General features: G+C 62.4%; 23 protein-coding genes and 1 pseudogene. 6 read left to right on the top strand and 18 right to left on the bottom strand.

The genetic code is table 11. The features are described 5' to 3' along the window. Positions 1-1116 precede the first annotated feature (1116 nt). Positions 1117-1593 (bottom strand): EVE domain-containing protein, encoded by a 477-nt coding sequence (locus tag QFZ23_RS11785; RefSeq protein WP_306923123.1) that lies wholly within the window; start codon positions 1591-1593, stop codon positions 1117-1119. 33 nt (positions 1594-1626) lie between these two features. Next, a complete protein-coding gene (locus tag QFZ23_RS11780) occupies positions 1627-1995 on the bottom strand; it encodes a VOC family protein (protein ID WP_306923122.1) in 369 nt (122 codons plus the stop codon). A gap of 61 nt (positions 1996-2056) precedes the next feature. On the opposite strand from QFZ23_RS11780, the gene QFZ23_RS11775 reads away from it, so the two are divergent. Together QFZ23_RS11775 and QFZ23_RS11770 are read left to right on the top strand one after the other, a co-directional pair. Then, on the top strand, positions 2057-2503 hold the full coding sequence (locus tag QFZ23_RS11775) for a MarR family winged helix-turn-helix transcriptional regulator (protein WP_306923121.1): 447 nt from the start codon (positions 2057-2059) through the stop codon (positions 2501-2503). 445 nt (positions 2504-2948) lie between these two features. Beyond that, positions 2949-3242: a helicase associated domain-containing protein gene (locus tag QFZ23_RS11770; protein ID WP_306923120.1), complete on the top strand. Its 294-nt coding sequence runs from the start codon at positions 2949-2951 to the stop codon at positions 3240-3242. Positions 3243-3852: 610 nt separating this feature from the next. On the opposite strand, the gene QFZ23_RS11765 is transcribed toward QFZ23_RS11770, so the two are convergent. Continuing rightward, on the bottom strand, positions 3853-4572 hold the full coding sequence (locus tag QFZ23_RS11765) for a hypothetical protein (RefSeq protein ID WP_306923119.1): 720 nt from the start codon (positions 4570-4572) through the stop codon (positions 3853-3855). A gap of 228 nt (positions 4573-4800) precedes the next feature. Between QFZ23_RS11765 and QFZ23_RS11760 the strand changes: the two genes are divergently transcribed. Further along, complete coding sequence (locus QFZ23_RS11760) at positions 4801-5013, top strand: hypothetical protein (protein WP_306923117.1); 213 nt, start codon at positions 4801-4803, stop codon at positions 5011-5013. Positions 5014-5108: 95 nt separating this feature from the next. Here the strand turns inward: QFZ23_RS11760 and QFZ23_RS11755 are convergent, their stop codons facing one another. The 13 genes from QFZ23_RS11755 to QFZ23_RS11700 all read right to left on the bottom strand — a co-directional run bounded on the left by QFZ23_RS11755 (position 5109) and on the right by QFZ23_RS11700 (position 14103). Beyond that, a complete protein-coding gene (locus QFZ23_RS11755; RefSeq protein WP_306923115.1) occupies positions 5109-5375 on the bottom strand; it encodes a hypothetical protein in 267 nt (88 codons plus the stop codon). Between the two features lie 204 nt (positions 5376-5579). Continuing rightward, the gene (locus tag QFZ23_RS11750; protein WP_306923113.1) at positions 5580-5966 is read right to left on the bottom strand and encodes a hypothetical protein; all 387 of its coding nucleotides are present in this window, start codon (positions 5964-5966) and stop codon (positions 5580-5582) included. A gap of 247 nt (positions 5967-6213) precedes the next feature. Further along, on the bottom strand, positions 6214-6426 hold the full coding sequence (locus tag QFZ23_RS11745; RefSeq protein ID WP_306923111.1) for a DUF4177 domain-containing protein: 213 nt from the start codon (positions 6424-6426) through the stop codon (positions 6214-6216). Between the two features lie 499 nt (positions 6427-6925). Then, complete coding sequence (locus QFZ23_RS11740) at positions 6926-7225, bottom strand: DUF4193 domain-containing protein (RefSeq protein WP_306923109.1); 300 nt, start codon at positions 7223-7225, stop codon at positions 6926-6928. Between the two features lie 891 nt (positions 7226-8116). Continuing rightward, positions 8117-8284 carry a hypothetical protein gene (locus QFZ23_RS11735; protein ID WP_306923108.1) on the bottom strand — a complete coding sequence of 56 codons (168 nt, stop codon included), beginning with the start codon at positions 8282-8284 and terminating at the stop codon, positions 8117-8119. Positions 8285-8402: 118 nt separating this feature from the next. Beyond that, on the bottom strand, positions 8403-8975 hold the full coding sequence (locus QFZ23_RS11730) for a hypothetical protein (protein ID WP_306923107.1): 573 nt from the start codon (positions 8973-8975) through the stop codon (positions 8403-8405). Continuing rightward, complete coding sequence (locus QFZ23_RS11725) at positions 8972-9250, bottom strand: hypothetical protein (RefSeq protein ID WP_306923105.1); 279 nt, start codon at positions 9248-9250, stop codon at positions 8972-8974. Before QFZ23_RS11725 ends, QFZ23_RS11730 begins: the two co-directional genes overlap by 4 nt. 114 nt (positions 9251-9364) lie before the next feature. Beyond that, entirely contained in the window at positions 9365-9769 is a 405-nt protein-coding gene (locus QFZ23_RS11720; RefSeq protein WP_306923104.1) for a VOC family protein, read from the bottom strand. Positions 9770-9871: 102 nt separating this feature from the next. Further along, on the bottom strand, positions 9872-10156 hold the full coding sequence (locus tag QFZ23_RS11715) for a hypothetical protein (protein ID WP_306923102.1): 285 nt from the start codon (positions 10154-10156) through the stop codon (positions 9872-9874). A gap of 263 nt (positions 10157-10419) precedes the next feature. Continuing rightward, the gene (locus QFZ23_RS23760; protein WP_373427876.1) at positions 10420-10779 is read right to left on the bottom strand and encodes a PadR family transcriptional regulator; all 360 of its coding nucleotides are present in this window, start codon (positions 10777-10779) and stop codon (positions 10420-10422) included. A 394-nt stretch (positions 10780-11173) separates the two neighbouring features. Continuing rightward, complete coding sequence (locus QFZ23_RS11710) at positions 11174-11857, bottom strand: response regulator (RefSeq protein ID WP_306923101.1); 684 nt, start codon at positions 11855-11857, stop codon at positions 11174-11176. Beyond that, positions 11850-13037, bottom strand: coding sequence for a sensor histidine kinase (locus tag QFZ23_RS11705; RefSeq protein ID WP_306923099.1), 1188 nt, complete (start codon positions 13035-13037; stop codon positions 11850-11852). The genes QFZ23_RS11710 and QFZ23_RS11705 overlap by 8 nt, the downstream gene beginning before the upstream one ends. A gap of 919 nt (positions 13038-13956) precedes the next feature. Then, entirely contained in the window at positions 13957-14103 is a 147-nt protein-coding gene (locus QFZ23_RS11700; protein WP_306923098.1) for a hypothetical protein, read from the bottom strand. Positions 14104-14407: 304 nt separating this feature from the next. Here QFZ23_RS11700 and QFZ23_RS11695 point away from each other — a divergent pair, with 304 nt between their 5' ends. Both QFZ23_RS11695 and QFZ23_RS23755 read left to right on the top strand, forming a co-directional pair. Beyond that, positions 14408-14932 carry a hypothetical protein gene (locus QFZ23_RS11695; RefSeq protein ID WP_306923095.1) on the top strand — a complete coding sequence of 175 codons (525 nt, stop codon included), beginning with the start codon at positions 14408-14410 and terminating at the stop codon, positions 14930-14932. A gap of 179 nt (positions 14933-15111) precedes the next feature. Continuing rightward, positions 15112-16184 (top strand): annotated as a pseudogene (locus QFZ23_RS23755) (tyrosine-type recombinase/integrase). 1450 nt (positions 16185-17634) lie between these two features. On the opposite strand, the gene QFZ23_RS11685 reads toward QFZ23_RS23755, so the two are convergent. Both QFZ23_RS11685 and QFZ23_RS11680 read right to left on the bottom strand, forming a co-directional pair. Continuing rightward, a complete protein-coding gene (locus tag QFZ23_RS11685; protein ID WP_306923092.1) occupies positions 17635-18198 on the bottom strand; it encodes a dihydrofolate reductase family protein in 564 nt (187 codons plus the stop codon). A 172-nt stretch (positions 18199-18370) separates the two neighbouring features. Continuing rightward, positions 18371-19162: an SDR family NAD(P)-dependent oxidoreductase gene (locus tag QFZ23_RS11680; protein ID WP_306923090.1), complete on the bottom strand. Its 792-nt coding sequence runs from the start codon at positions 19160-19162 to the stop codon at positions 18371-18373. A gap of 91 nt (positions 19163-19253) precedes the next feature. Here QFZ23_RS11680 and QFZ23_RS11675 point away from each other — a divergent pair, with 91 nt between their 5' ends. Beyond that, positions 19254-19760 carry a MarR family winged helix-turn-helix transcriptional regulator gene (locus QFZ23_RS11675; protein WP_306923088.1) on the top strand — a complete coding sequence of 169 codons (507 nt, stop codon included), beginning with the start codon at positions 19254-19256 and terminating at the stop codon, positions 19758-19760. Positions 19761-20443: the final 683 nt, after the last annotated feature.

Genomic DNA, 20443 nt, shown 5'->3' with positions numbered 1-20443 from the left:
GTACAGCGCGGAGTGTCTTCCAGATGATGCATCTTGATCGGCACGGTGGTTGTTTCGAACTGCTGGCTTGCCCACCATGGAAACGTGGGAATGAAGGACAGGCGGCACCAGATCGGACTTGCCCTGTGCCTGCTGATCCCTTTAAGCGGGACTGCGGGGTGCGTCTATGACTACCCGGAGCCGGTGCACACGCCAACAACTGACCCCGAACCCGCGCACACCCACACTCCTGCCCCGGCGCCGGTAGCAAGGCGCCGCCGAAGCCCCACAGGGATCCTCAGGTCCTGGCGCGTGAGGTCAAAAACTACGCTGAGCTGGACCGGCTCCTTAAGGCAGTGCCGGGGCCAAGCCTCCTTTTTGAGGAAGGGCCACTCGATGGCCCCCTCCGGGGCTTTGGCACGACGGCGAAGGTGCCGGCAGCCGGGCTATACACCGTCACTGCAGCCTGTGTTGGTGCTTCCGGTGCGAAGGTCGCCGTTGGACAGGAGCATCCCGGCGCCCCCTTCCGGCCGATGGAGCTCGCACTGGATTGCGCCAGGACCACTTCCCGGGTCATTGGAATTCAGCAGGGGTACCTTTTCGCACATCTGTTGCCCCCCAGCCCGGGCGATACGCCGTGGACAGGGCCAGTGGGCGGAGTACGTGTGACCGGTCAGGTGCATCACGCCTGCCCCGCGCCAGGCTCCCCGTCCACCTTGAGTTCCCCGGCAGCGACGTGCTCAACGGTGCGCCGGTAGGCCTCGGCGATATAGTCCACGAGGTCGTTGGCCCCGATGCGCCAGATGGCCCGGCCGCCGACCTGGATGGCGCGAAGCTCACCGCTACTTGATCAGTGACCGGATGAGGCTTTGCTCCACGTTCAGCTCTTCAGCGGCCTGGTCAATGATCAGGAATCAGTGCTTCTTGGGTTCATCGGACACCGGACCATCCTACGTGCATAAGAAAGCCCCGCCGTCAGGTGACAACGGGCTTCTCAGGCGATCAGCTCGCTGGCGGTGTCAGTAACCTGCGGGCTGGTCGAACCGCTGCCCGGCGGGGGCGGAACCGAGGGTAAACACCAGCAGGAAGATAGGGCCTGCGCACGGGATCAGGCCGTCACCCTCAACGCCGCCTATCTCATGCGCCCCCATTGCCGAGCAAACAGGAAGGGCCCGGCAAACGCCGGGCCCTTCCTGTTTTCATCGTGACCGGGCCCATAGCGGATTGGAGTATGTTGACGTCGTGGCTATCCAGTGGCACGAGGCCGCGTCGGAGCTGGTATCCCCAGTTCGCTGCCGCGGTGAGGTGCAGCTGGTCATGAACCGACCGCAGGTCCACAGGTGCAGCGTCAGCGTAATGAACGCGCCGCCGGAACGGTCCGAAGCCGCCTTCATCTGCCTGCCAGATCTCGTCGTCGGCGATTTCACCCAGGGCGGTGAAGTGCCGCAGCGGGGTTTTGTCTCCGAGCCGGTGGACCGGCGAGTAGAAAATGAGCGTGTCGCCGGCCTGCATGCGCGCCAGGCTCCCCCGCTTTCCATGGCAGATTTGTGCGATACCCAGAGCGACGGCGCGGCGAACGTGCTCAGCAGATACAACTCCCAACCACGCGCTCATCTCGCCCCCAGAGGCCCATTCAGGCGGTCCTGTTCAGACGGTGTCATGGATCGTGATCCTGTAGCCGTCCGGGTCAGCGAAGGTGAAGGTGCGTCCGAACGGCCCGTCGAACGGCGCCGAGGTGATCGGCGTGCCGGCCGCGGCTAGAGCGTCGTGAAGCTGTTGGGCGTCCGTGGCGCGGAGCCAGAGCGCGATGCCTTCTCCTGGCCGGGGGACCGTGTCGAGGCTCGTTCCTGGCAGCGGTTCGCGTACCGCGAAGGAAACGGGCTGCGTTTCGAAGACGACGGCGTGGGGCGGGCCGGCCTTCGCTCGCGCCAGCCCCAGTTGCTGCTCGTAGAACGCCGCCGAGCGTTCCAGATCACGCACCTGCAGGGAAATGAAATCGGGCCCAATAGCGGTCATGGCATTACCTCCTGTTTATGTCAGTATACTGACATCGAGGAATCTATGTCAGAATGTTGACATGAGTCAAGACAGCATGGAGATCGACCTGGACACGTCACTGAGCTATCTCCTCAAGCAGGCGCACAGCGTGCTGCGGTCAGCGCTGGATACTGCGCTGCGACCACTGGGAATGACGGTGCCGCAGTACGCCTGCCTCGAGCTCCTCGCTCAGCGACCGGGTCTCTCCAATTCCGAGCTGGCCCGCGGAGCCTTCGTCTCCCGGCAGTCGATGAACGTCCTCTTGCAGTCCCTCGAACGGGAACGTCTCGTCTCCCGGTCTGAGCAGCCGTCTGCTGGCCGGACCCTCCCCGTCGAGCTGACCCCGCTGGGGCGAGAGCGGCTGCAGGCCGCCAGCGCCGCTGCCAGCGCGGTGGAGACTCAAATGCGGCAGCGGCTCAACACCACCGAACAACGACAACTGCGGGACTTGCTCGCATCCTGCATCAAGGCCCTTTCCGATTCCTGACCAGCCGCCCAGCCCCCTGGCCCGCGCGCCCTGAGGGGGTGGCGGGACGAATGGAAGGATGGACCCGTGGCGACAACGAGGCGGGGCAAGGCTCCGAACCAGGAGTGGGTCCTCATGTACCGGAAGGGCCTGAGCCGCGACCAGATCGCGCGTCTGGTCAGAGCGGCACGCTCAACCGTGGGCTACCACCTGAAGATTGCCCGCAAGCTCGAACCGGGGTTGGAGGCAGAACACGCGGCCACCGCCGGAACAAAACCCGCCCCCGCCACTCCCCAAGGCCTGGAACGCATGCACCAGTTGGTTTCCTGGGTCCAAAAAAGCGGGCGCTTATCCGTCCCGGCAGTCCCCCAGCGAAACCGAGCGGACACTCGCGGCCTGGCTGCAGCGGAGGCGGGAGGACGCGCGGGCCGGGACCCTTGCCGAGGAGTACCGGTAAGGTCTAGCCGTGCTGCCGGGCTGGCAGACCCGGCCGCGCGCAGAGGGGGACGAGGCAAGGTGGCATCAACGGCTTGCAGCGCGTACCGCCTACCGGGCAGCCGGGCACGACTGGCCGCGGCACAAAGCAGCAATCACAGGTGTCGAGCACGACCTGGGCGTCTGGCCGCACTCCCAACGCTCAAAGTTCCACCACGGCGAGCTGGACGAGTCCAAAATCCAGGCGCTGGACCGGGTTCTGCCTGGCTGGCAAAGCGGCAGGCAACGGGGAAGGAAACCGCGCCAGTCCCCGGATGGCGGATGAAGCTTGAGGAAACCCTAAAGACACCACACGGTCCCCCTCAGACAGGGGGTAAAAGCGATCCACCGCTCTCAGGTAGGCCCTGCATTTCACAATGTGCGCACCCGACCCTGGTCTTGTCACTGAAGCATAGGTAGCCGCGAACCGACGCTTCAGATGGCCGGATCCGCAACGCATTCCCCCTTGCATACGGACCCGGCGAAGACGCCAGCCCCGCATTCACAACTGGTCGGCGACGAGTCCGAATGGCACCAGGCGGAGTACGCCTGCGCCGGCAGATGCGGTGGCAATGGCCTCCTGCACGTGGATCGAGAACATCGCGATGGACCCTGCCTGCAAGGGCCTGTCGGCGGGTACCCCTGTTGCTGTTCATGGCAGCCGGTGACGGCTGTCAGAACCGCCGCGCACATCAGGATCAAGGGGCCCGGAGGGAACACCCACCGCCCCGGCCCGCACGCACTGGCATTTCTTTGGGCCGCATCGATCACGCATGGTAGACCTCGAAGACAGGGCTTCACAGAACTCTTGGTACAGCGTTCGCCTGCGCAATGCGCCCCTTCAGCCCTCAGCACAGTTCACACAGTGACCCTACGCACCCTCAGCGCAGTGGTGCCTATTTGTATTCCAGGCTGAGCAGCAGGCCCTTGAGCTGATGGAACTTCTCAGTTGCCGTCCAGGCTTTGGCTGCCTCGGGGGTTGCGAAGGCGGGCTTCTTCTCGTCGTGGAAGACCCCGAAGGCAGACATGACCCCGTTGGCCAGGAGCACCTGGTTTGTTCCGGAACTGTCCTGGGACGGCAGGAACTCGTGGGCGAGCCTGACGTCCATGAAATAGTCCGGGCGGCCAGCGATGATGTCGTAGCCGAATCCGAACTCAGTTGGCTCCCCGGCCTTATCGGTGATCCCGCGCACGGGGGCGTGATCCAGGACGGTCCGCTTGGCTGGACCGGCAGCGGCATCGCCGTACATGCCGCTGTGGATGCGGGCAACTTCCGATCCGGAGCTGTCCGCCAGGACAGCGATCACGGAACCGGCTTTGTCCTTCTCGGTCAGGTACGGGCCCTGTTCGGTCCTGACCGTCCAGTCGGCCGGGTAGTTGAATGAGATGTGCCCGTCAGGGAAGGTGAAATGTTTCCCGTGCCGGGTCTCCGCGTTGGGCGCGGATGAGGACGTGGTTGCTGCCGTTGTCGGTTCAGCTGTGGACGTTGGGGTGGCCCCTGGTGTTGTGACGGACCGTTGCGGACCGCCCGGTTGGGCGGTGCAGGCCGTGCTGGTGAGCACGATGACTGCCAGGGTGGCTGCTGCGAGCGAATGGTGCATGCTGCGGGTCTTCAATTTGCTCTCCAAAGAAGTACGCGGACAGGCGCCCCCCCGGACAGAGAATACCGCTCCCACCTGCTCTTGGACACGCCTCGGAAGCAGCAGCCGGACCGACCCGAGAAAGGCCGGCCTGCTCTCCCGGCTAAGCTACGCGAGTGCGCGGTGTGCCAGGAGCCCGATCAAATGCTGATGATTCGATGTCATCGCCTGCTAGCTGTTCTTCCCACCGAGGCGACCGTCGGGTTGATCGCACCCGCGGGTCGGTTGCCCACGGCGGTGCCGGGCGATGAGGTACTCGGCCATCTGCTTGGCCAGTTCGGTGGCCTCCTGATCGCCTTCCATGGCAGAGATGATCGAGCCTTCCAGCGGGAGGTGCCATGCACCGGCGAACAGCTCGCAGTGCTCCAGCCCGGCGTCTTCGGACCCGGCCTGGGCGTGTCCCCGGATCCTGGCTAGGTATTCGACGGGCCCGGCCCAACGGATCGTCCGGGCCCATTTCCATTAGGACCTTTATCAACATGTTGGACTTGTAGCCCCCGGCTCCAGACTGTCTAGAAAAATGCCGGGCCCGGTTTACTTAGGGGGTGCATCCGGCCCGGTTTACTCTGCTCCGCCACGACCACGCCTTTAATTAGCCTGAGTGTTGTCGCGCGTTCGGATGCAGTGTTGACGGCCTCTTGGGCGTGAATCGAAAACATCGCGATGGAGGCTTTCTCCAGTGTCGTGCCCGGCCACATGGTGCGGCCGGGGAGTACCTGGCGCTCGGTGAAATGGCTGACGCCTTCGACGCCTGAACCGTCGCCGTCCCGTCCTTCCATGGCGGCCCGGCAGCCCGGGGTCTTTCGAGTGGTCTAACCGCCGAACAGCTTTTCCCTATCTTCGCGAAGACCCCCGGCTCGAGAGACGCATCGATCACTGTGGGTTGGACCGAGAAGTCTGTTCCACGGTCAGTCAGCGGGCGGCGAATGTTGTTCCAGTCCACGGACTTTAAGTCTGGTTTGTAAACGGGGGGCGTTACGCCCTTAGCTCGGAAGACCTCCCACATCCCGGCGGGATATTGCCCAATGTTCGGGGATATGCAAGTAGCTGCTGCGCCCAAGTATCAGCGCCAGCTGGGCGGCCGCCGGGTACCAGTCCCCGTCCGGGTCCCGCTGCAGGTGCTCTTCGTCAAGAAAATCGACTCGGCCTGGCTTATAGGGAAAGACGTGAACCTCGGCGGTAGTCCAGGTTCCGAGTCCGGGCCTGTAAGCCAGGTCCCGGCACTCGTCCAGCCAGCGATTCAAGGCGTCATGCGAAAAATCGTCGTCAGAGCTGCGCCCTTTGTAGATGATCTCGGTGCCTGAAACCTTGTGGCCATAGCCAAAAGTATTTGTCCTGCGATGGACGAGTACGTGCACCACTTCGTCCATGCCGACAGCAAACCCCGACGCTGCGAATGCCCCATTGTCCCCTCCCCCGTATGCCTGCTGCTGTTCGGCGCCACCATCGACTGGGCCTGACTGTCCGCATACGGCTCGTTCCGACACCTCATCGCGGCAGCCGCCGGCTAGGCCCGGGCGCCAATACAGTTAGGTCATGGCTTTTGAACCCATAATCCCGGACGGCATGCACCTCGGGTCGTCAGGAAGCAATGCTCACGTCGTTTCGCATCTGCAATTATCCGAGGCGCTCGAACACCATCGTTGCCTGGATGCGGTCACCGCCGCCAATCATTCCCTTGCTCCCACTGCTCGCGGTGGTGATGGTGTGGAGCCGGTAGCCCTTCGCAGCCTGATCGTTGATGGCCTTCTCCAGGGAGGTCAGGTTGCCCGAACCTGTTCCCCACAGTTTCTCTTTGAGGATTACCTGTATGACGACGTACTGCTGCATGACGCTGCTTCCTCCCGTTGCTGGTCAACTGGCAGCAATGCTACGCGATGGCTCGGAAGGCTCCTCGGGGCCGTGAGCGGCGGCGCGTCAAGGACTTCACTACTCCAAAAAACGGTCAGCGGCGCTTTGCCATCGGCCGGTATCTGATACCAAAGGCGACCAGGGAGCTCTGGAGCAGCGTCGTGCTGTGCAGTATGCCACGGGCCGGGAACGGGATCCTGCCGGCAGTGGGCTGACCATCCAGGCGGCGAACACGTTATGAGGAATCTGCTCATCGCCTGGTCAAAAAGCCGCAGCACCGGTTCGTGAAAGTGCCCGTCTATGAGCTGGAAGCCCGGGCAGAAGGTGTCCTCCCCGATGAACACCCGAACTGCGCGGCGCATTGCCTCCGGGTCGCTTAGGGACTGGAAGTGAGTCTCCAGGTCCGCCGCGGTCGGCAGGGTGAATTTCTTCGCGGATGCTGTCCCAGATATGCTCCGGGACAGCCGGCCAGAACCGCTCAGCCAACGCACTCGACGCAGTAGGCATGGCCGTCCTTCTCGCGCGCCTTCTGTGAACGGTGGCGGACCAGGAAGCAGGAAAAGCAGGTGAACTCATCGTCAGCCTGCGGGATGACCTGAACGACGAGCTCTTCGGCAATGAACTCGCCACCAGGGGTCAGGCCGTCCAGGGCGTCAGCCTCGTCGAGCTCTTGGACCACGGACTTGGCGTCCGGGGCTTTGGCGGACTTCAGGGCCTCCAAGGAGCTTTCCTGGGATTCCTTGACGTCGGTGCGCAGTTCATCGTAATCAGTGGCCACGAAAGTGCATCTCTTCTCTGTTGAGGTTTGTCGGCGACTGTAACGTACCGGACACAGGAAGAATTCCCTAAATGATCAGTGCTGCCGCCCCAAGACAAGATCCCTGTATATAGGGAGCGGCATGCCCTACGCCAGCACCCGCGCGATATCGTAGCCGGCCGGCTTCAACAGCTTGTGCCGTGATCTGTCATAGGGTCTGGCGGTCGGGATCGGCCTGGCCAGTCCGGTCCACACTGACGCTGGCACCTCTATTCAGGTGGTGTGAAGAAGCTCTTCGGGTCGTCGGCGCCCAGGAGGTCGTGAGCAGGTCGTAGCCAGGCGAGATCCATCAGTTCGTGAATCGCCGCCTCCACTGTTGGAGCCGTCATACGAAAAATGGTGCTCCTGACCACTGACAGAATTAGAGAACCGGCCCGCGTGTCATCACGTCGGACCACCGCGGCTTTTCTGACAGCTCTCCTGACCGGCTGCGCCAAAGGCAGGATCATAAGCGGCAGATCATCGGCGCAGCTTCTGGCGGTTTGATGCCTGCCTAGCCCCTTCCTCCGGGCTCACTCTCACACCACTCCTCCGCAGCCATGCTGCCGAAGGAAAGCGCAGCCGGATAAGACGCCGCAGCGAGCAGCGCGAGGGCCATCAAGAACCACATCCAGCGCATGCATCGCGTAGTGCTCCTTCTAATTCTCAGGTAGGCCACAACTGACAAGGCGATCGACGCCGCCGCGAGCAGAACAAACCAGGCGGTCTTTCCTGAGGCGCCGGGGGAAAACGCAGAGATTCCCGCCACAACGATCCAGAGCAAGGCCCAGGGAGCCAAGAGCACCAGCGCTCCGATGTAAGCAGCCCCGAAACCCGTCCCCGGAGACTTCACCCGACTGTCCAGCGCTCTACTCACTCCGTCAGTCTCGCTGCGGGAACGGCGTCGGAGCGCTGCGACTTCTCCTCCTCGTAGGACCTCAACCCGTGCTTAACTCCCAGCCGGATGATCCAGTAGAGCAGCACAGCAATGACAGCTGTGGGCAGTACGAACGTCACTATGGCCGCAATGACACCAAGCATGGTTCCCCCTTTTACAAGCTTTCGTGCCTGACCAGCCTCTCACGGGTGGTCTCAGTCTTCAGCACGAGAGGCGGCGCCCCTATTCCCGACTTAGCCCCGCAGAGCTGGGGACTTCACCCTAGAGCACCAGCGTCTTGGTCCCGCAAGTTACCCGTAGCTGATCGCCGGCCGTATCCAGCCGGCAATTCTGGTCCGTCACGCGCGGCCAACCGGAAATTTCCGGTGCACTGCGGACCCGTTTGTAGCGGTGCTCGTCCTGCTCCGTGTAGATGTCGACGCTGTCGCCGTCGAAACCGTCCTGGGTGATAAGCACGGAGCGGCCGTCCGCGGCTGTGATCTTCACGGTGTCCCCGATGCCAAAGGCGCCGAAATACGCGAAGAGGAACATAAGGCCGAAGTACGGCACCGCGGCCGCAACTGCTGCAACTGCTGTCCACCCGATGATGCGCCGTGGAATTTTCCGCGGAATGCGGCCTATCAGCGCCGGGAGCAGGAGCAGCAGCCCAGCGACAGCCGACAGTAGACCCGCAATTCGGAACCAGGACGCGATGGAGTCCGCGGGTATGCCGATGTAGAGCAGCAGGTCGTCCCGTGCAGCGGCCCAATACGCCTCATTGATGGCATGGTCTGCCCAGGCAGCCAGAGCAGCAACAATCAGCAGGGCTACACCCCCGATCCCGCGGCGTTTCACACTGCCTTCTTCGCCCGGGCATCCCTCGCAACCATCGACCCCATCGTTAGGACGACTTCCAGGAGCATCATTCCGAGCCAGGTCAGGACGGCAATGATTGCGAACACGAACCCGAATATTCCGGCCGAAAGAAGCATCACAGCGGCCACGACAGGAAGCCCTCCGAACAGGAACCAGCGCGTGTAGCAGGTAGCGGGGCTCCCAGCGATGGCCAAGCCCGCGTGACCAAGCCAGAGAACCAGGGTGATCGCGGGTATCAGCAGGAAAACGCTCATCACTCGCCCCGCACCGTGTCGCTCAACCAGTGCAGTGGCTGCCCTGCGTCCCCCAACGTCATTGGTCCAGCCTACCGTCGCCCAAGACCGCCCAGACGCGCCTCGCGGCACGTCCTATCCCGCGGCCACGAGCTCGATTTCGAATCCGTCTGAATTTTCCAGGTAGGCGGCGTAATGCTCCCGTCCGCCTGCGTGGGGATACTTTTCCGTAAACAACGGTTTCCAGCCGTGCTCAGCGCCTTCTCTGGCCAGTGCGTCCACACGTGCCCTGCTGCGTACTGAATAGGCCAGATGATTCAATACTGGCAATGTCCGTAGATGATGCGGGCCGGTCAGGTCCGGAGATTTTTCCAGAACTATGTACGTTGATCTCTTCAGCCAACTGATTCCCTGTGGCCAGCTCTGATAGGTCGCGTACCCCAGAGAAGATAGAACCCAGCCCCACTCGGTGGTGGCCCTTTTGAGATCCGGCACCCACAGCTCGATATGGTGCAAGGCACCCTCTGACTCGTCATTCACTGTGCGAGTCTTTCATGCGTCTTTGGCGTTTGCTGCCCCAGTAGACACCAAGGATCCCGGTCTAGAGTCCATGCAGCCTGGCTAGGGCAGGTCTGCAACCCTTTAGACGTTGCGGGCGTGATGCTGGATCAGTCTCTTGACCGAGATGACGGTGGCCGGGACGAGGAGAACGGCGCTGCAAACGCGCTGGACGAGGGTGACGTTGATGTTGCCGGCCCCCGGCCAGGGGACGTAACCGAAACGGTTGCCTCCGTATTCAATAAGTTCCGTGATGGAGGTGCCCAGCCCTATCACTGCCAGAAGTGCCAGGACGAGCCAGGCAAGACTACTGAGCCGGATGGTTACAGGACCGTTGGTGGGTTCTGATGCTGTCTGCGGGTTGCTCATCTTCGTTTCCTTTTGTTGGTGCTGTTTTCTGCTCCAGCTCAGATCAGCGGCCATGCCGCGAAGGGTCCGGCCGGCGATGGCCCGGTCAATAGACCCGCGAGACAGCCCCCGTCGTTTACCGTTGGCGACCTGCTCGTAGAGGTCTGATAGCAATTCGTCATATCGTTCCTGTGCCACGCGGGCAGGCACGAAGCGCGTGTAGAAGGTGACCCACCAGAGAACGGCTGTCATGGTTCTCGAATCCGGAAGTCCCCGCACGCAGCTCATGGCTGAACCTGCCGGAGCGTCGGCAGCGGGCGGGCACGTTCAGCAGGTGCGGTCTGAGCCGCAGTCAGCGCAGCGCTCCCCCTCGATGAGATGCGGTACAGGCGGCGCCGCGGCCTGCCCTCAGCCTCCGCTGTTTCAGGATCTTCCCACTCGGTTTTCAGAAGGCCCGCATCGGCTAAACGCCCCAGCGCTTTGTACAAGGTGCCATGCGCGGTCAGTGACTTCCCGCCGTCCTCCGACAACGCACTCGCTAAGGCAAACCCGTACACAGGCGTGCCGTCGGACTGTGCTTTTTGAGCGACCTCAAGGATGCGGACTTCCAGTGGAAGTAGCGTTCCTGCTTTACGTCGTGGCATCTCCAAAGAATAGGAAGATAGCTTCCCTAGGTCAATGGCTAGGTTCCAGGCAGTGCTCTGAAGTCCAGGATTCCGTCTGTTCACCAGGCGGAGCGCTGGCTCTGGCTATGGGACACGCCCCAGACCTCCGCTTCCTTCCGACCAGCCGCAGAGCCCACGCCGTCTAACAACCAGAATTGGGGCAAGAACTACTCCAAGTGCATTCTGTCTGGCACAGATTTTGCTTCCGCTGATGGGGGCAGAGCGGCGGAAAATGCGAGGAATGCCAGTCTGCCAACGCCTACAAGCACCAAGCCTGCCGCGAGTACGACGAGGTGGCAAAGGAAGAAAACGAACCCGATTCCCACTGTGGCAAGAAACGTCAGATTCAAGGTAAGGGTAGGTCCAAGCTCCATCAGTCGCCCAAAAGCCGGCGTTCATGAGCATAGGCGATTAATTGGAGTCTGGTGCGTAAAGAGAGCTTGTCCAGGACGCTTCTCAGGTGGGTTTTGACCGTGGCATCAGAAATGAACAGAGCCTCCGCTACATCCCTGTTACTGAGTCCTTTGGCAACGAGAAGGAACACATCCCGCTCACGGACGGAGAGGACGTCGAGGACTGAGAGATCTGGCCCGATGCTTGGACCGCGATTGGCGGCGTGTTCGAACAGTGAGTGCACGGATCCCGGGGCTATGACTGAGTAGCCGGAATGAACAGTTCTGATTGCTGCAAGCAGGAATTCGGGTTCCGCGCTTTTGAGCAGGTATCCGCTCGCGCCGGCCTGAACGGCATCCAGGACGGCGTGATCGCGGTTGAAGGTAGTCAGCGCGATGATCCTGGGCCTGTCCGAGTTGCACGCGTCCGCCTCGCTGATGATGCGGCGGGTGACGGCGACTCCGTCCATGACCGGCATCCGCAGGTCCATGAGCATCACATCGGGACGGCGTTCGGACGCCAGTGCCACAGCCTGTTCCCCGTTAGCTGCGTCTCCGCAGAACTTCATATCGATCTGGCTTTCTATGAGCATGCGGATACCGGCCAGGAATAACGGCTGGTCATCGACCAGGGCAACGCTGATGCGCGTCCCGGCATCAGTCATTGCGACCAGCTTCTCCTGCGGCCGCCATTTGAAGACTCTCTGCTGAAAGAGCGTGCCCATGAGCGTGCTTTGCCGTTTGAGCGGAGCCTTCGACGTCAGTGAGATAAGGGATGAAAGCTGTGACGCAGAATTGTTCACCATCAGGTCCTGCCGTCAGCCACCCGCCGGCGAGATGCGCACGCTCGCGCATTCCGGGAAGACCCCGGCCAAGGCGTTGCGGGGCAGCGTCCGTTGATTGTCCGCGTTTACCAGGGGCAGCTTTTGATGCGACATGAACTGTCAGACCGGGCCCGCTCCAATCGAGGTGGAGGTGGACGGGAGCGCCCCTCCCGCCATGCTTGAGAGCGTTCGTCAGACATTCCTGCACGATGCGGAAGACTGCCACCTGCTGTCCGCCCGTGAGCTCAATACGGTCCCCGGATTCGCTGGTCTCTATCTTCAGGCTGCCCCGCTGCAGCCCCTCGACCAGCGGCTGGATATCGCTGAGCCGCGGCTGCGGAACGGCCATCCCGTCGTCGCGCACTCCTTCGATGACACGCTGGGCGTCCACCAGGGCAGTCCTCGCCGACCCGGCGATGTTTTCCAGAGCACTCAGGACCGGTTTCGGCTGATCCTTGCTCAGATACCGGGTTCCGTCTGCCTGGGCAGCTATGACAGCGAGGGAATGGGCGAGAACGTCGTGAAGATCGCGGGCGATGCGTGTCCGCTCCTGTTCCACTATCAAATCGACCTCGGTCGCCTCCAGGGTGCTTTGTGCAAGTTCCCGTGCACGGAACAAGCTGCCTCTTTCCTGATACAGGGCCAGCAGAAGACCCAGGCTGAAACACGACGCGGCGATCAACACCAGCAAGGCAAACGGCTGCCAGCCGTTCCTGAGAAGGATCCCCAAGTCACCGCCGTACTGGCTGAACCACCCCACACCCGCCCCATACCGCCACGAGAGCATCAGGAAAGTCATGACCGCGGCGAAAATCAGATTCACGCCAGCTACCACGAGCCGTAGCCGACCCTGGGTTGTCCACGCCATGAAGACCAGCGCGATGAACGAGCCGATATAGATCGCCCAGTAGTTGGCGTACATAGGAGGAATCAGGAAGGTCAGCTGGCCAATGAGCAGCAGACCAGTGAGCGCCAGGGAGATCAGCGGCCGCCAGACTGACACTGCGATGGCCAAGGTCATCAGCACCAGGGGCCATGTCCCTGCCCAGGTATGCAATCCTCCAGGACCCCAATGACCGCCATTGGGCCCCATCCGGCCCGCCTCGGCAACACACCACAGGGCAAAGAAAGTGCCAGCCACCACAGGGGCGCCCCAACGCCGTGCAAACTTCAAAACTGGTTCCATGCCTGTCACCATATCCGCGGCAATCAGGCACACGAGGCCATATTCGGTCGATCTCCACCCAGCGGTTAGAACAATTCATCCTTCAGGCAAGGTTCGTGAGCTCTCAAACCAGGAAGTCTGACCACCTGAATCGGCGGTGGTTGCCTTAAGCAGAGGGCGTACCCACCATGGAAGTGTGGGTACGAAGGGCCGTTGCGGGCTCGGCTTTGTCCTCTGTTTGCTGATCCTTCTAGGCGGAGCGGCGGGTTGCGTCTACGAGTACCCTGAGCCCGTGCACTCGCCAGCAGCTGTCCCTGCCCCTGTGTACACCGCAACAGCCGGCCCGGCGCCTGTACCGGCGACCACAAAGCCCTACAGGGATCAGCAGGTACTGGAACGCGAGGCTCGGAACTACACTGAGCTGGACCGGCTCCTCCGGGCAGCGCCGGAGCCAGTCATCCTTTACGATGTGGGGCCACTGGACGGTCCACGGAGGGGCTTTGGCAGTACCGAGAAGGTGCCGGGGGTCGGCCGGTACACGGTCACCGCTGCCTGTGTCGGTGCTTCCGGTGCGAAGGTCGCCGTCGGGCAGGAGCATCCAGGTGCCCCCTTCCGGCCGATGCAGCTCGCGCTGGATTGCACCAGGGCCACTTCACAGGTCATTGCGCTTGAGCAGGGTTACGTTTTCGCACATCTTTTGCTGCCCGGCCCGGGCGATACGCCATGGACAGGGGCGGTCGGAGGTGTCCGTGTGACCAGGGCCGGCTGAAGAGGGTCACTCCTGCACGGCGCCACGTTCCCTCTCATCATCCTTGAGCTCGCCGGCGGCGATCCGCTCGGCAGTGCGGCGATAGGCCTCGGCGATGTAGTCTTCGATGTCGCTGGCTCCGATGCGCCAGACTCCGCGTGTATCTTGCCTCAATGTCGTTGAGAGACTCGTGTGTTGAAGCACGGTCCTCTTTTATACTCACTCTTTTTCGCATGCGTGTGAGGATGGCCGTGGTCGTCCGTTATGTACCTGCTCGGGATGATGGTTCCCTGCAGGTGACGCTCCCTGTGTCATATGAGTGCCCAAGTTTCGGTGGACGTCCTTTTGGCGGTGGCTGGTTCGGCGTAGAGTCCTTTCAACGAGCAGTGGCATGGTCGATGACCTACGGGGGCCTGTAACTGATGAAGGCGACTTGGCGGCCGCTGTTTTGACCCGACCGTCCTTCTGGGCGGTCGCTATGCTCCAGATTGCAATGGGAACCCAGATCGCGGTGGCCGTGGGTGTCGCCTTCGGTCCGGAAACATCCTTCCGGGATCGCCTGTGGCCGCTCGGGCCGGTCGTTGCCATTGCCATCACAGCGTCCATTATCTTTTCCCCGCTCCTCGAGAGAGTTGTCCGCAAGGACGATGGCAGGCTCAGCGATGAGCAGTCCGCTGCAATGGAAGGGGCGCTTCGCACAGGTGCGCCACCTCTTGTCAGTCTTTTTGCTGACTGGGGTCCCGCACTTGAAAAGAGGCGGCGAGACTTGGTTTCCGGCCGCTGGCTGGGGCTGATTTTGATGGCTGTCCTTATCGCTCTGAACGTCTTTGATTCCTGCCTCGACCCGGAAGGTATTTGGTTTTACTGGATCAGCGCGGTTTTTTACGCAGTCCTTGCGATAACAGGTGTACTTCTCGGGCGTCGGAAAATCCGGCGCATTCTGGTGCTTAAGAGTCAGCTTGAGGAGCTTCGCGGCGAGTCCCGACAAGGTCTCAGCTCGTAAGGCGACGCGGCCTTAGCTGGCCGGCAACACAACGAGTACGTTCCGTGTGAGCACAGTTTGGTAATCGTTAATCCCTTGGTCCAGCCCTAGCTGTTGTTTGCCTTGATTCGGACAGGAAAGCTTGCGTTTGTGGTGACTTTTCAAGCGGTTCAGGGTGCGGTCGACAAAGGCACGAACGTGTGGGTAGTGGTGGATGGCCGTTTCGTTCTGAGGGAAGAATTCCGTGGTTACGCGCTGTGGTTGTCGCATTCGGGCGTGCCGTGAATACTCAGAAGGCTTACCAGTTGAGGCTGGCGCGGTTCCTGTCCTGGTGCGCGGAGACGGGCACGGCCTGGACCGGGCTCCGTTTCCATCAGCTAGCGGCTTACAAGGCGTGTCTTGAAGGCCCCTATGCCAACGGCGGTCGGCTTTCAGGAAAGACGGTCAATGCCCACTTGACGGCCGTGATGGTGTTCTTGCGCTACGCCGTGGCACACGGGTTCGCGACTGACCTCTGGGCGACCGTCGAAGGAGGCCGCCCCGGAGCGGATTCTCTGAAACTAGCGGGGCAGTGGAAGATGGCTCCGGCAAGGCTGGCAAAGGCCCGCGAGATTAAGCGGCGACCGGTGGTTCTCACCCTGTTACAAGCCGACCGTATTTTGGATGCTGTCGATCGCCCGAGGGACAGGCTCCTGGTGCTGCTAATGCTGCGTTGCGGTCTGCGTGCCGGTGAAGCGCTCGGTCTGAGGCTGGAGGACATGCACATGCTGCCCGACTCCGGCCATCTGGGCTGCACAATCCCAGGACCCCACGTCCACATCGAAAGGCGCAGCAACCCGAACGGTGCCTGGGCCAAGTCACCATATGAACGAAATGTCCCGGTGCCAGCTGATGTTTGCGAGGTGCATTCGGCCTACATGGCGCAGAGATACAGTTCCCTTGGCGCCACCAGCCCGACGCAGTGTTTCTGTCTACGACCGGTCAGAGCCCGGCGCCGCTGGGATACTCGGGGCTTCACAACATGCTCACGGCTATCGGGAAGGCCACGGGTCTGCCGGTCAGGGCACATCAGTTCCGGAATACCGCAGCCACCGGCTGGGCGCGGGCCAAGGTCGACCCGGATGTCATCATGGCACTGCTGGGCCACAGGCCCCTGGCCTCGGCGTCCATTTATCTCACCCCGCGCCGGAGGAGCTTCGAAGCGCGGTGGAAGGAACGCAGCCGAACCGGGAGGCGCAGCAGTGACCGCCGCCGCCGACTTCCTGCGCCGTGAATCACCGGTGCCCGAGGCGGGTTCATACCTCGCCTTTCTGGAATCCATGCTGGAACACCCCTGGCGTTCCGGGGAATGGGACGCCCGGTTATGGCTGTTCGCTACAGACCCGGACCATCCGTTAACCGGAATCTATGCCTGCCCGACGCCGGGGTGCCCCCGGGTCGCTACCGTCACAGGTCGTCTCTGCCGTTCCTGCACCGGCGGCGAACCAGGTGCTGAACCTGTGCCGACCCGGCGCCGGGACTTGGACCCGAACCCACCCGCGCTGCATAGTCGGCTCAGCCGGGCAGGGCTGCCGGGCCATGGGCATGATCAAGGGACTCTGCAACCGGCATTACGCACGCTGGCACCACAGCTCGGACAACGGACAGCAACGGCCCACCATCGAGGACTTCGCCGCGGCGGAGAATGAGATGTTTCCGCCCGGCAAGGCGTGCGCATCCCGGGGATGCGGGGAGGAATCGAACCAGCGCGCGTCCGGTCTGTGTCTGTGGCACCACGCCATGTTCCGGAAACTCGCTAAACTCGGTGTCGACCACGAAGCCTTCATCTCCGTCGAACGTCCCCTGGACATCCGCTACCACCGTCACGAGTTCTCCTTCATCGATCTGCCACCGATCCTTCGCACTGAGTTGCTGCTCGTCCTCCAGGAACGGGACCGGAATTCATACTGGATCCTGCCTGCCACGATGCGCAGGATCGTCCGCGTTGCCATGGACACCCGCGCCCGCTCCATCCACAGACTGCTGGACACCGAACAGGCCCGGCCACGCCCCGACGCCGGCGTCGTCGGCTTTTCTCCGGCACGCCGGCCTGCTCACCGCCCGCTGGCGCTACCGTCACTCGGGCCTGGACATGCGCTCCGAGGACGTCTGGGACGCCGCGGTCATCGGCCTCCGCGAGGACCGGACAACCCACACAATGTGCTCCAAAGGAACTCTCGATTTCCGCCCCATCACGGTGGACTGGCTGCGTCAGGCAGCCCAGGATTACTCCCGCCAATTCGACCTCGCAGCCGATCAGGTCCGCGACGTCATTCGCACCGTCCAGGTCCCCTCGGACGCCCTGGCACGCCGGCCACACGGACCCCGGCCCGAGCAACTGACCCGAGCGGACACGAACGCGGTCGTGGACGGATATCGCCACCTCACCGGCCCCGACGGCGAACCCCGCACGGATTCGGTCAAGTACGACTACTTCAAGCTCTTCCAGCGGATTCTCCGGGACGGCGGGGACCTCGAAACCTTGACCTGGGTCAGGGCCATGGGTTGTGAGACATGTCAAGTTGGATTAGGAGAAGGATTCGGCTGCCTGCAAGAGGATCCCTATCCTGCCGGATCCTCTGCGGTGAAGAACAGGATCCGGCAGGAACGTCACGATCGCCTCGGAACACAGCGCCACGAATCCTTGGGTGGCCCGAAGCCCGCGCTGATCCGACGTCGGGCACTCAGCGCCTGGTCTCGTACCTGGTCAGGACCACACCGTCGGGAAACGTCCGGGTCTCCACCAGGCTCAGGTTCACCCAGTTGTCCAGGGCTGTGAAGAACGGCGTGCCGCCGCCCACCAGGACCGGATGGGTGACGATCGCGTACTCGTCGATCAGCCCGGCCCGCATGGCCGCCGCGGCGAGTGTGGCACCGCCGATGTCCATGGAGCCGCCGTCGTCGGCCTTGAGCCGGGTGATCTCGGTGACCGCGTCGCCGGTGAACAGGCGGGTGTTCCAGTCGACCGTGCTGGTCGTCGAGGAGAACACCATTTTCGGCATGTCCCGCCAGCGGCGGGCGAACTCGATCTGCGCCGGTGAGGCGCCAGGCTGCTGGTCGGCGGTCGGCCAGTGGGCGCTCATCGTCTCCCACAGTTTGCGCCCGTACAGCGCCAGGCCCGTCGCCCCTACCCGTTCGGACCACCATTGGAACAGCTCGTCGCTCGGTACACTCCAGCCGAGGTCGTCGCCTGGCGCGGCGATGTAGCCGTCCACGCTCACGTTCATGCCGAAGGTCAGGTTGCGCATGGCGTCAGTCTTCCGTGAGTCGGTGTTCGTTGTACAGAAAAGCAGATGCTCCGTAAGGAAAGGATCCCTGAACAAGACACCACGAGCACCTAGATAGCGGTTTTCGAAGTGAATAGCAGCGGTAAATGGCGGCGTTTTCGCGCCGTTATTTGGCGCGCCGACCGTGCGCCGGTCAAAGCATTGTGGTCAGTACTCCGCCGTCGGCCCGCACGGCAGCCCCGTTCGTTGCAGAGGAAAGCGGGCTCGAGAGATAAACGGCGAGAGTCGCGATTTCGTCCGGCTCGATGAAGCGCTCGAGCAGAGACGTTTGGTTCTCGCCCATGATCACCGCCTTCAAATCTTCCGTGGAGAGTCGCTGCGCCCCGGCGATGTCGCGGACGGTATTGGCGACGCCGTCTGAATAGGTCGGGCCGCCCAGGATCGTGTTGACCGTCACGCCGGTACCTCGGGTGAGCTTGGCGAGACCGTTACTCAAAGCGAGCATCCCTGCTTTGGTCACGCCGTAGTGCGTCATGTCAGCGGGTATGTTTACACCTGATTCGCTCCCAACAAAGATGATCCGGCCCCATCCTGCGTCGATCATCCCCGGCATCAGCTCTCGCGACAGTCTGACCCCGCTCATCACATTGACGTCAAAATAACGCGACCAGTTCTCGTCGGGTATTTCGGCGAAGGGTTTTAGCTCGAAGAGACCGACGTTGTTGACGAGGATGTCGACGCCGCCGAGTGCAGCGAGCAGGCGCTGCACTTGGGCGGCGACCGCAAAGTCCGCCGCAATACCGGTCACGCTCCCGCCGGGAACTTCGGCTTCGAGGTTCTTCACCGCTTGCTGGACCCGGCTGTCGTCACGGCCGTTGATAACGACTGCCACGCCCTCCCGGAGAAGAGCTTTCGCGATCGAATACCCGATCCCCTGCGTTGAGCCGCTTATGAAAGCGCGTTTGTTTGCCAGCTGCATATCCATGGTCGTTTCACCTCTTAGCTTTTACTTGCTCAGTCAAGCAAAATTAGCCTCATTTTGCTTGCTCAGTCAAGCAACCTTGTAACCTGTATGAATGAGTGATTCCAGCGCCCCGAATAGTCTCACAGGAGATGACCTAACGACGTGGGCGGCCCTTGCGACGGTACTGGAATGGTTACCGCCCGCCCTCGACGCCCCTCTGGTTCGGTGTTTCGATCTCACACACTTCGAGTACGGCATCCTGTTCGCATTGGCTGACGCGCCGGACCACGCCCTCAGGATGACCGTCCTGGCCAGCTATGCGAACAGCTCGCTCTCACGGCTCTCTCGAGCCGTGTCGCGGATTGAAGGCCGGGGCTGGGTACAGCGCACTCGAGACCCTTTGGACGGGCGGTCAACCCTGGCCACCCTGACCCAGGCCGGGCTGGAGATGCTCGAAGAGGCCACTCCCGTACAAGCTCAGACGGTCACCGAATTAGTCCTCGAGCCTCTCACAAACGCCCAACGGGGTCAGCTGCGCGAGATCAGTCTGCGGATCCAGCGAGCCATCCGGGAGCAGGAGGGATGGCAGCCGCCGCCCGTCTCGTCCGGCGCTGATTAGCGGGTTGAGCGGGACCCAGACCAGGACGGCGAGTGGTTGGACTTTCTTGTGTCCGGAAAGACGCCTCTCAACACTAAGGTTTCGAGGCACAGAGGTTTTGAGACACCATGTTGATGGGGGAAGGAGTCGCTGCCGGCAGGCCGATCCCTCACCGAACACGGGAGCCTTGTCGGCATGCCCAGGTCCAACACGATCAGGTCAGGATGGCTGCTGCGGATGCCGGCGACAGCGTTTGTTCCGTCGGCGACGGAGTGCACCTTCGCTTCTCCATCCTTTGGCTCCCTGGTTCATTGTGCCGCAGGTGAAGACCTTCCATGTCCCCCGGTCGGCCCTCGAGCGTCTTGATCCGGGAAAGAGTCACGCCAGTTTCTCCGGAGCGGTCGGCCGATGCCCTTGTCTAGGCGTACGGGCTTTGGCCGGACCGGTCGGTTTTTTTGCGGGGCCCTCTGGTCGATTGGGTCGTGTGCCGGGCTATTTCGTGAGTTTGATGATCCTGGCTCCGAGGTCGGGTCCGCCCATGGTGTAGGCGGCACCCGCCGCGAATCCTGCGGACCGGCCTCAGACCCCTCGGATGCGGGGCCCTGTCTTGAATCGCTGACAGTCAGCAGGCCCGGGCCACGGGCTCTGGTTACATGAGCGGAACGGCCAGCAATAGTGGGGCGACGGCTGTTGAGGCGACGAGG

The sequence above is a fragment of the Arthrobacter globiformis genome (assembly GCF_030818015.1).
Taxonomy (GTDB): Bacteria; Actinomycetota; Actinomycetes; order Actinomycetales; family Micrococcaceae; genus Arthrobacter; species Arthrobacter globiformis_C.
Note: the sequence above shows the minus strand (reverse complement) of the source record. Positions and strands in the feature narration are given on the sequence as shown.

Excerpts from the sequence above, each read along its gene's own strand:
- QFZ23_RS11715 (WP_306923102.1), bottom strand. The coding sequence starts at position 10,156 with ATGAGCAACCCGCAGACAGCATCAGAACCCACCAACGGTCCTGTAACC.
- QFZ23_RS11695 (WP_306923095.1), top strand. The coding sequence starts at position 14,408 with ATGCTCCAGATTGCAATGGGAACCCAGATCGCGGTGGCCGTGGGTGTC.
- QFZ23_RS11735 (WP_306923108.1), bottom strand. The coding sequence starts at position 8,284 with ATGCTTGGTGTCATTGCGGCCATAGTGACGTTCGTACTGCCCACAGCT.
- QFZ23_RS11750 (WP_306923113.1), bottom strand. The coding sequence starts at position 5,966 with ATGGACGAAGTGGTGCACGTACTCGTCCATCGCAGGACAAATACTTTT.
- QFZ23_RS11745 (WP_306923111.1), bottom strand. The coding sequence starts at position 6,426 with ATGCAGCAGTACGTCGTCATACAGGTAATCCTCAAAGAGAAACTGTGG.
- QFZ23_RS11755 (WP_306923115.1), bottom strand. The coding sequence starts at position 5,375 with ATGGAAGGACGGGACGGCGACGGTTCAGGCGTCGAAGGCGTCAGCCAT.
- QFZ23_RS23760 (WP_373427876.1), bottom strand. The coding sequence starts at position 10,779 with ATGCCACGACGTAAAGCAGGAACGCTACTTCCACTGGAAGTCCGCATC.
- QFZ23_RS11675 (WP_306923088.1), top strand. The coding sequence starts at position 19,254 with ATGAGTGATTCCAGCGCCCCGAATAGTCTCACAGGAGATGACCTAACG.
- QFZ23_RS11725 (WP_306923105.1), bottom strand. The coding sequence starts at position 9,250 with ATGAGCGTTTTCCTGCTGATACCCGCGATCACCCTGGTTCTCTGGCTT.
- QFZ23_RS11705 (WP_306923099.1), bottom strand. The coding sequence starts at position 13,037 with ATGACCTTGGCCATCGCAGTGTCAGTCTGGCGGCCGCTGATCTCCCTG.
- QFZ23_RS11780 (WP_306923122.1), bottom strand. The coding sequence starts at position 1,995 with ATGACCGCTATTGGGCCCGATTTCATTTCCCTGCAGGTGCGTGATCTG.
- QFZ23_RS11775 (WP_306923121.1), top strand. The coding sequence starts at position 2,057 with ATGAGTCAAGACAGCATGGAGATCGACCTGGACACGTCACTGAGCTAT.
- QFZ23_RS11785 (WP_306923123.1), bottom strand. The coding sequence starts at position 1,593 with ATGAGCGCGTGGTTGGGAGTTGTATCTGCTGAGCACGTTCGCCGCGCC.
- QFZ23_RS11710 (WP_306923101.1), bottom strand. The coding sequence starts at position 11,857 with ATGACTGATGCCGGGACGCGCATCAGCGTTGCCCTGGTCGATGACCAG.
- QFZ23_RS11680 (WP_306923090.1), bottom strand. The coding sequence starts at position 19,162 with ATGGATATGCAGCTGGCAAACAAACGCGCTTTCATAAGCGGCTCAACG.
- QFZ23_RS11685 (WP_306923092.1), bottom strand. The coding sequence starts at position 18,198 with ATGCGCAACCTGACCTTCGGCATGAACGTGAGCGTGGACGGCTACATC.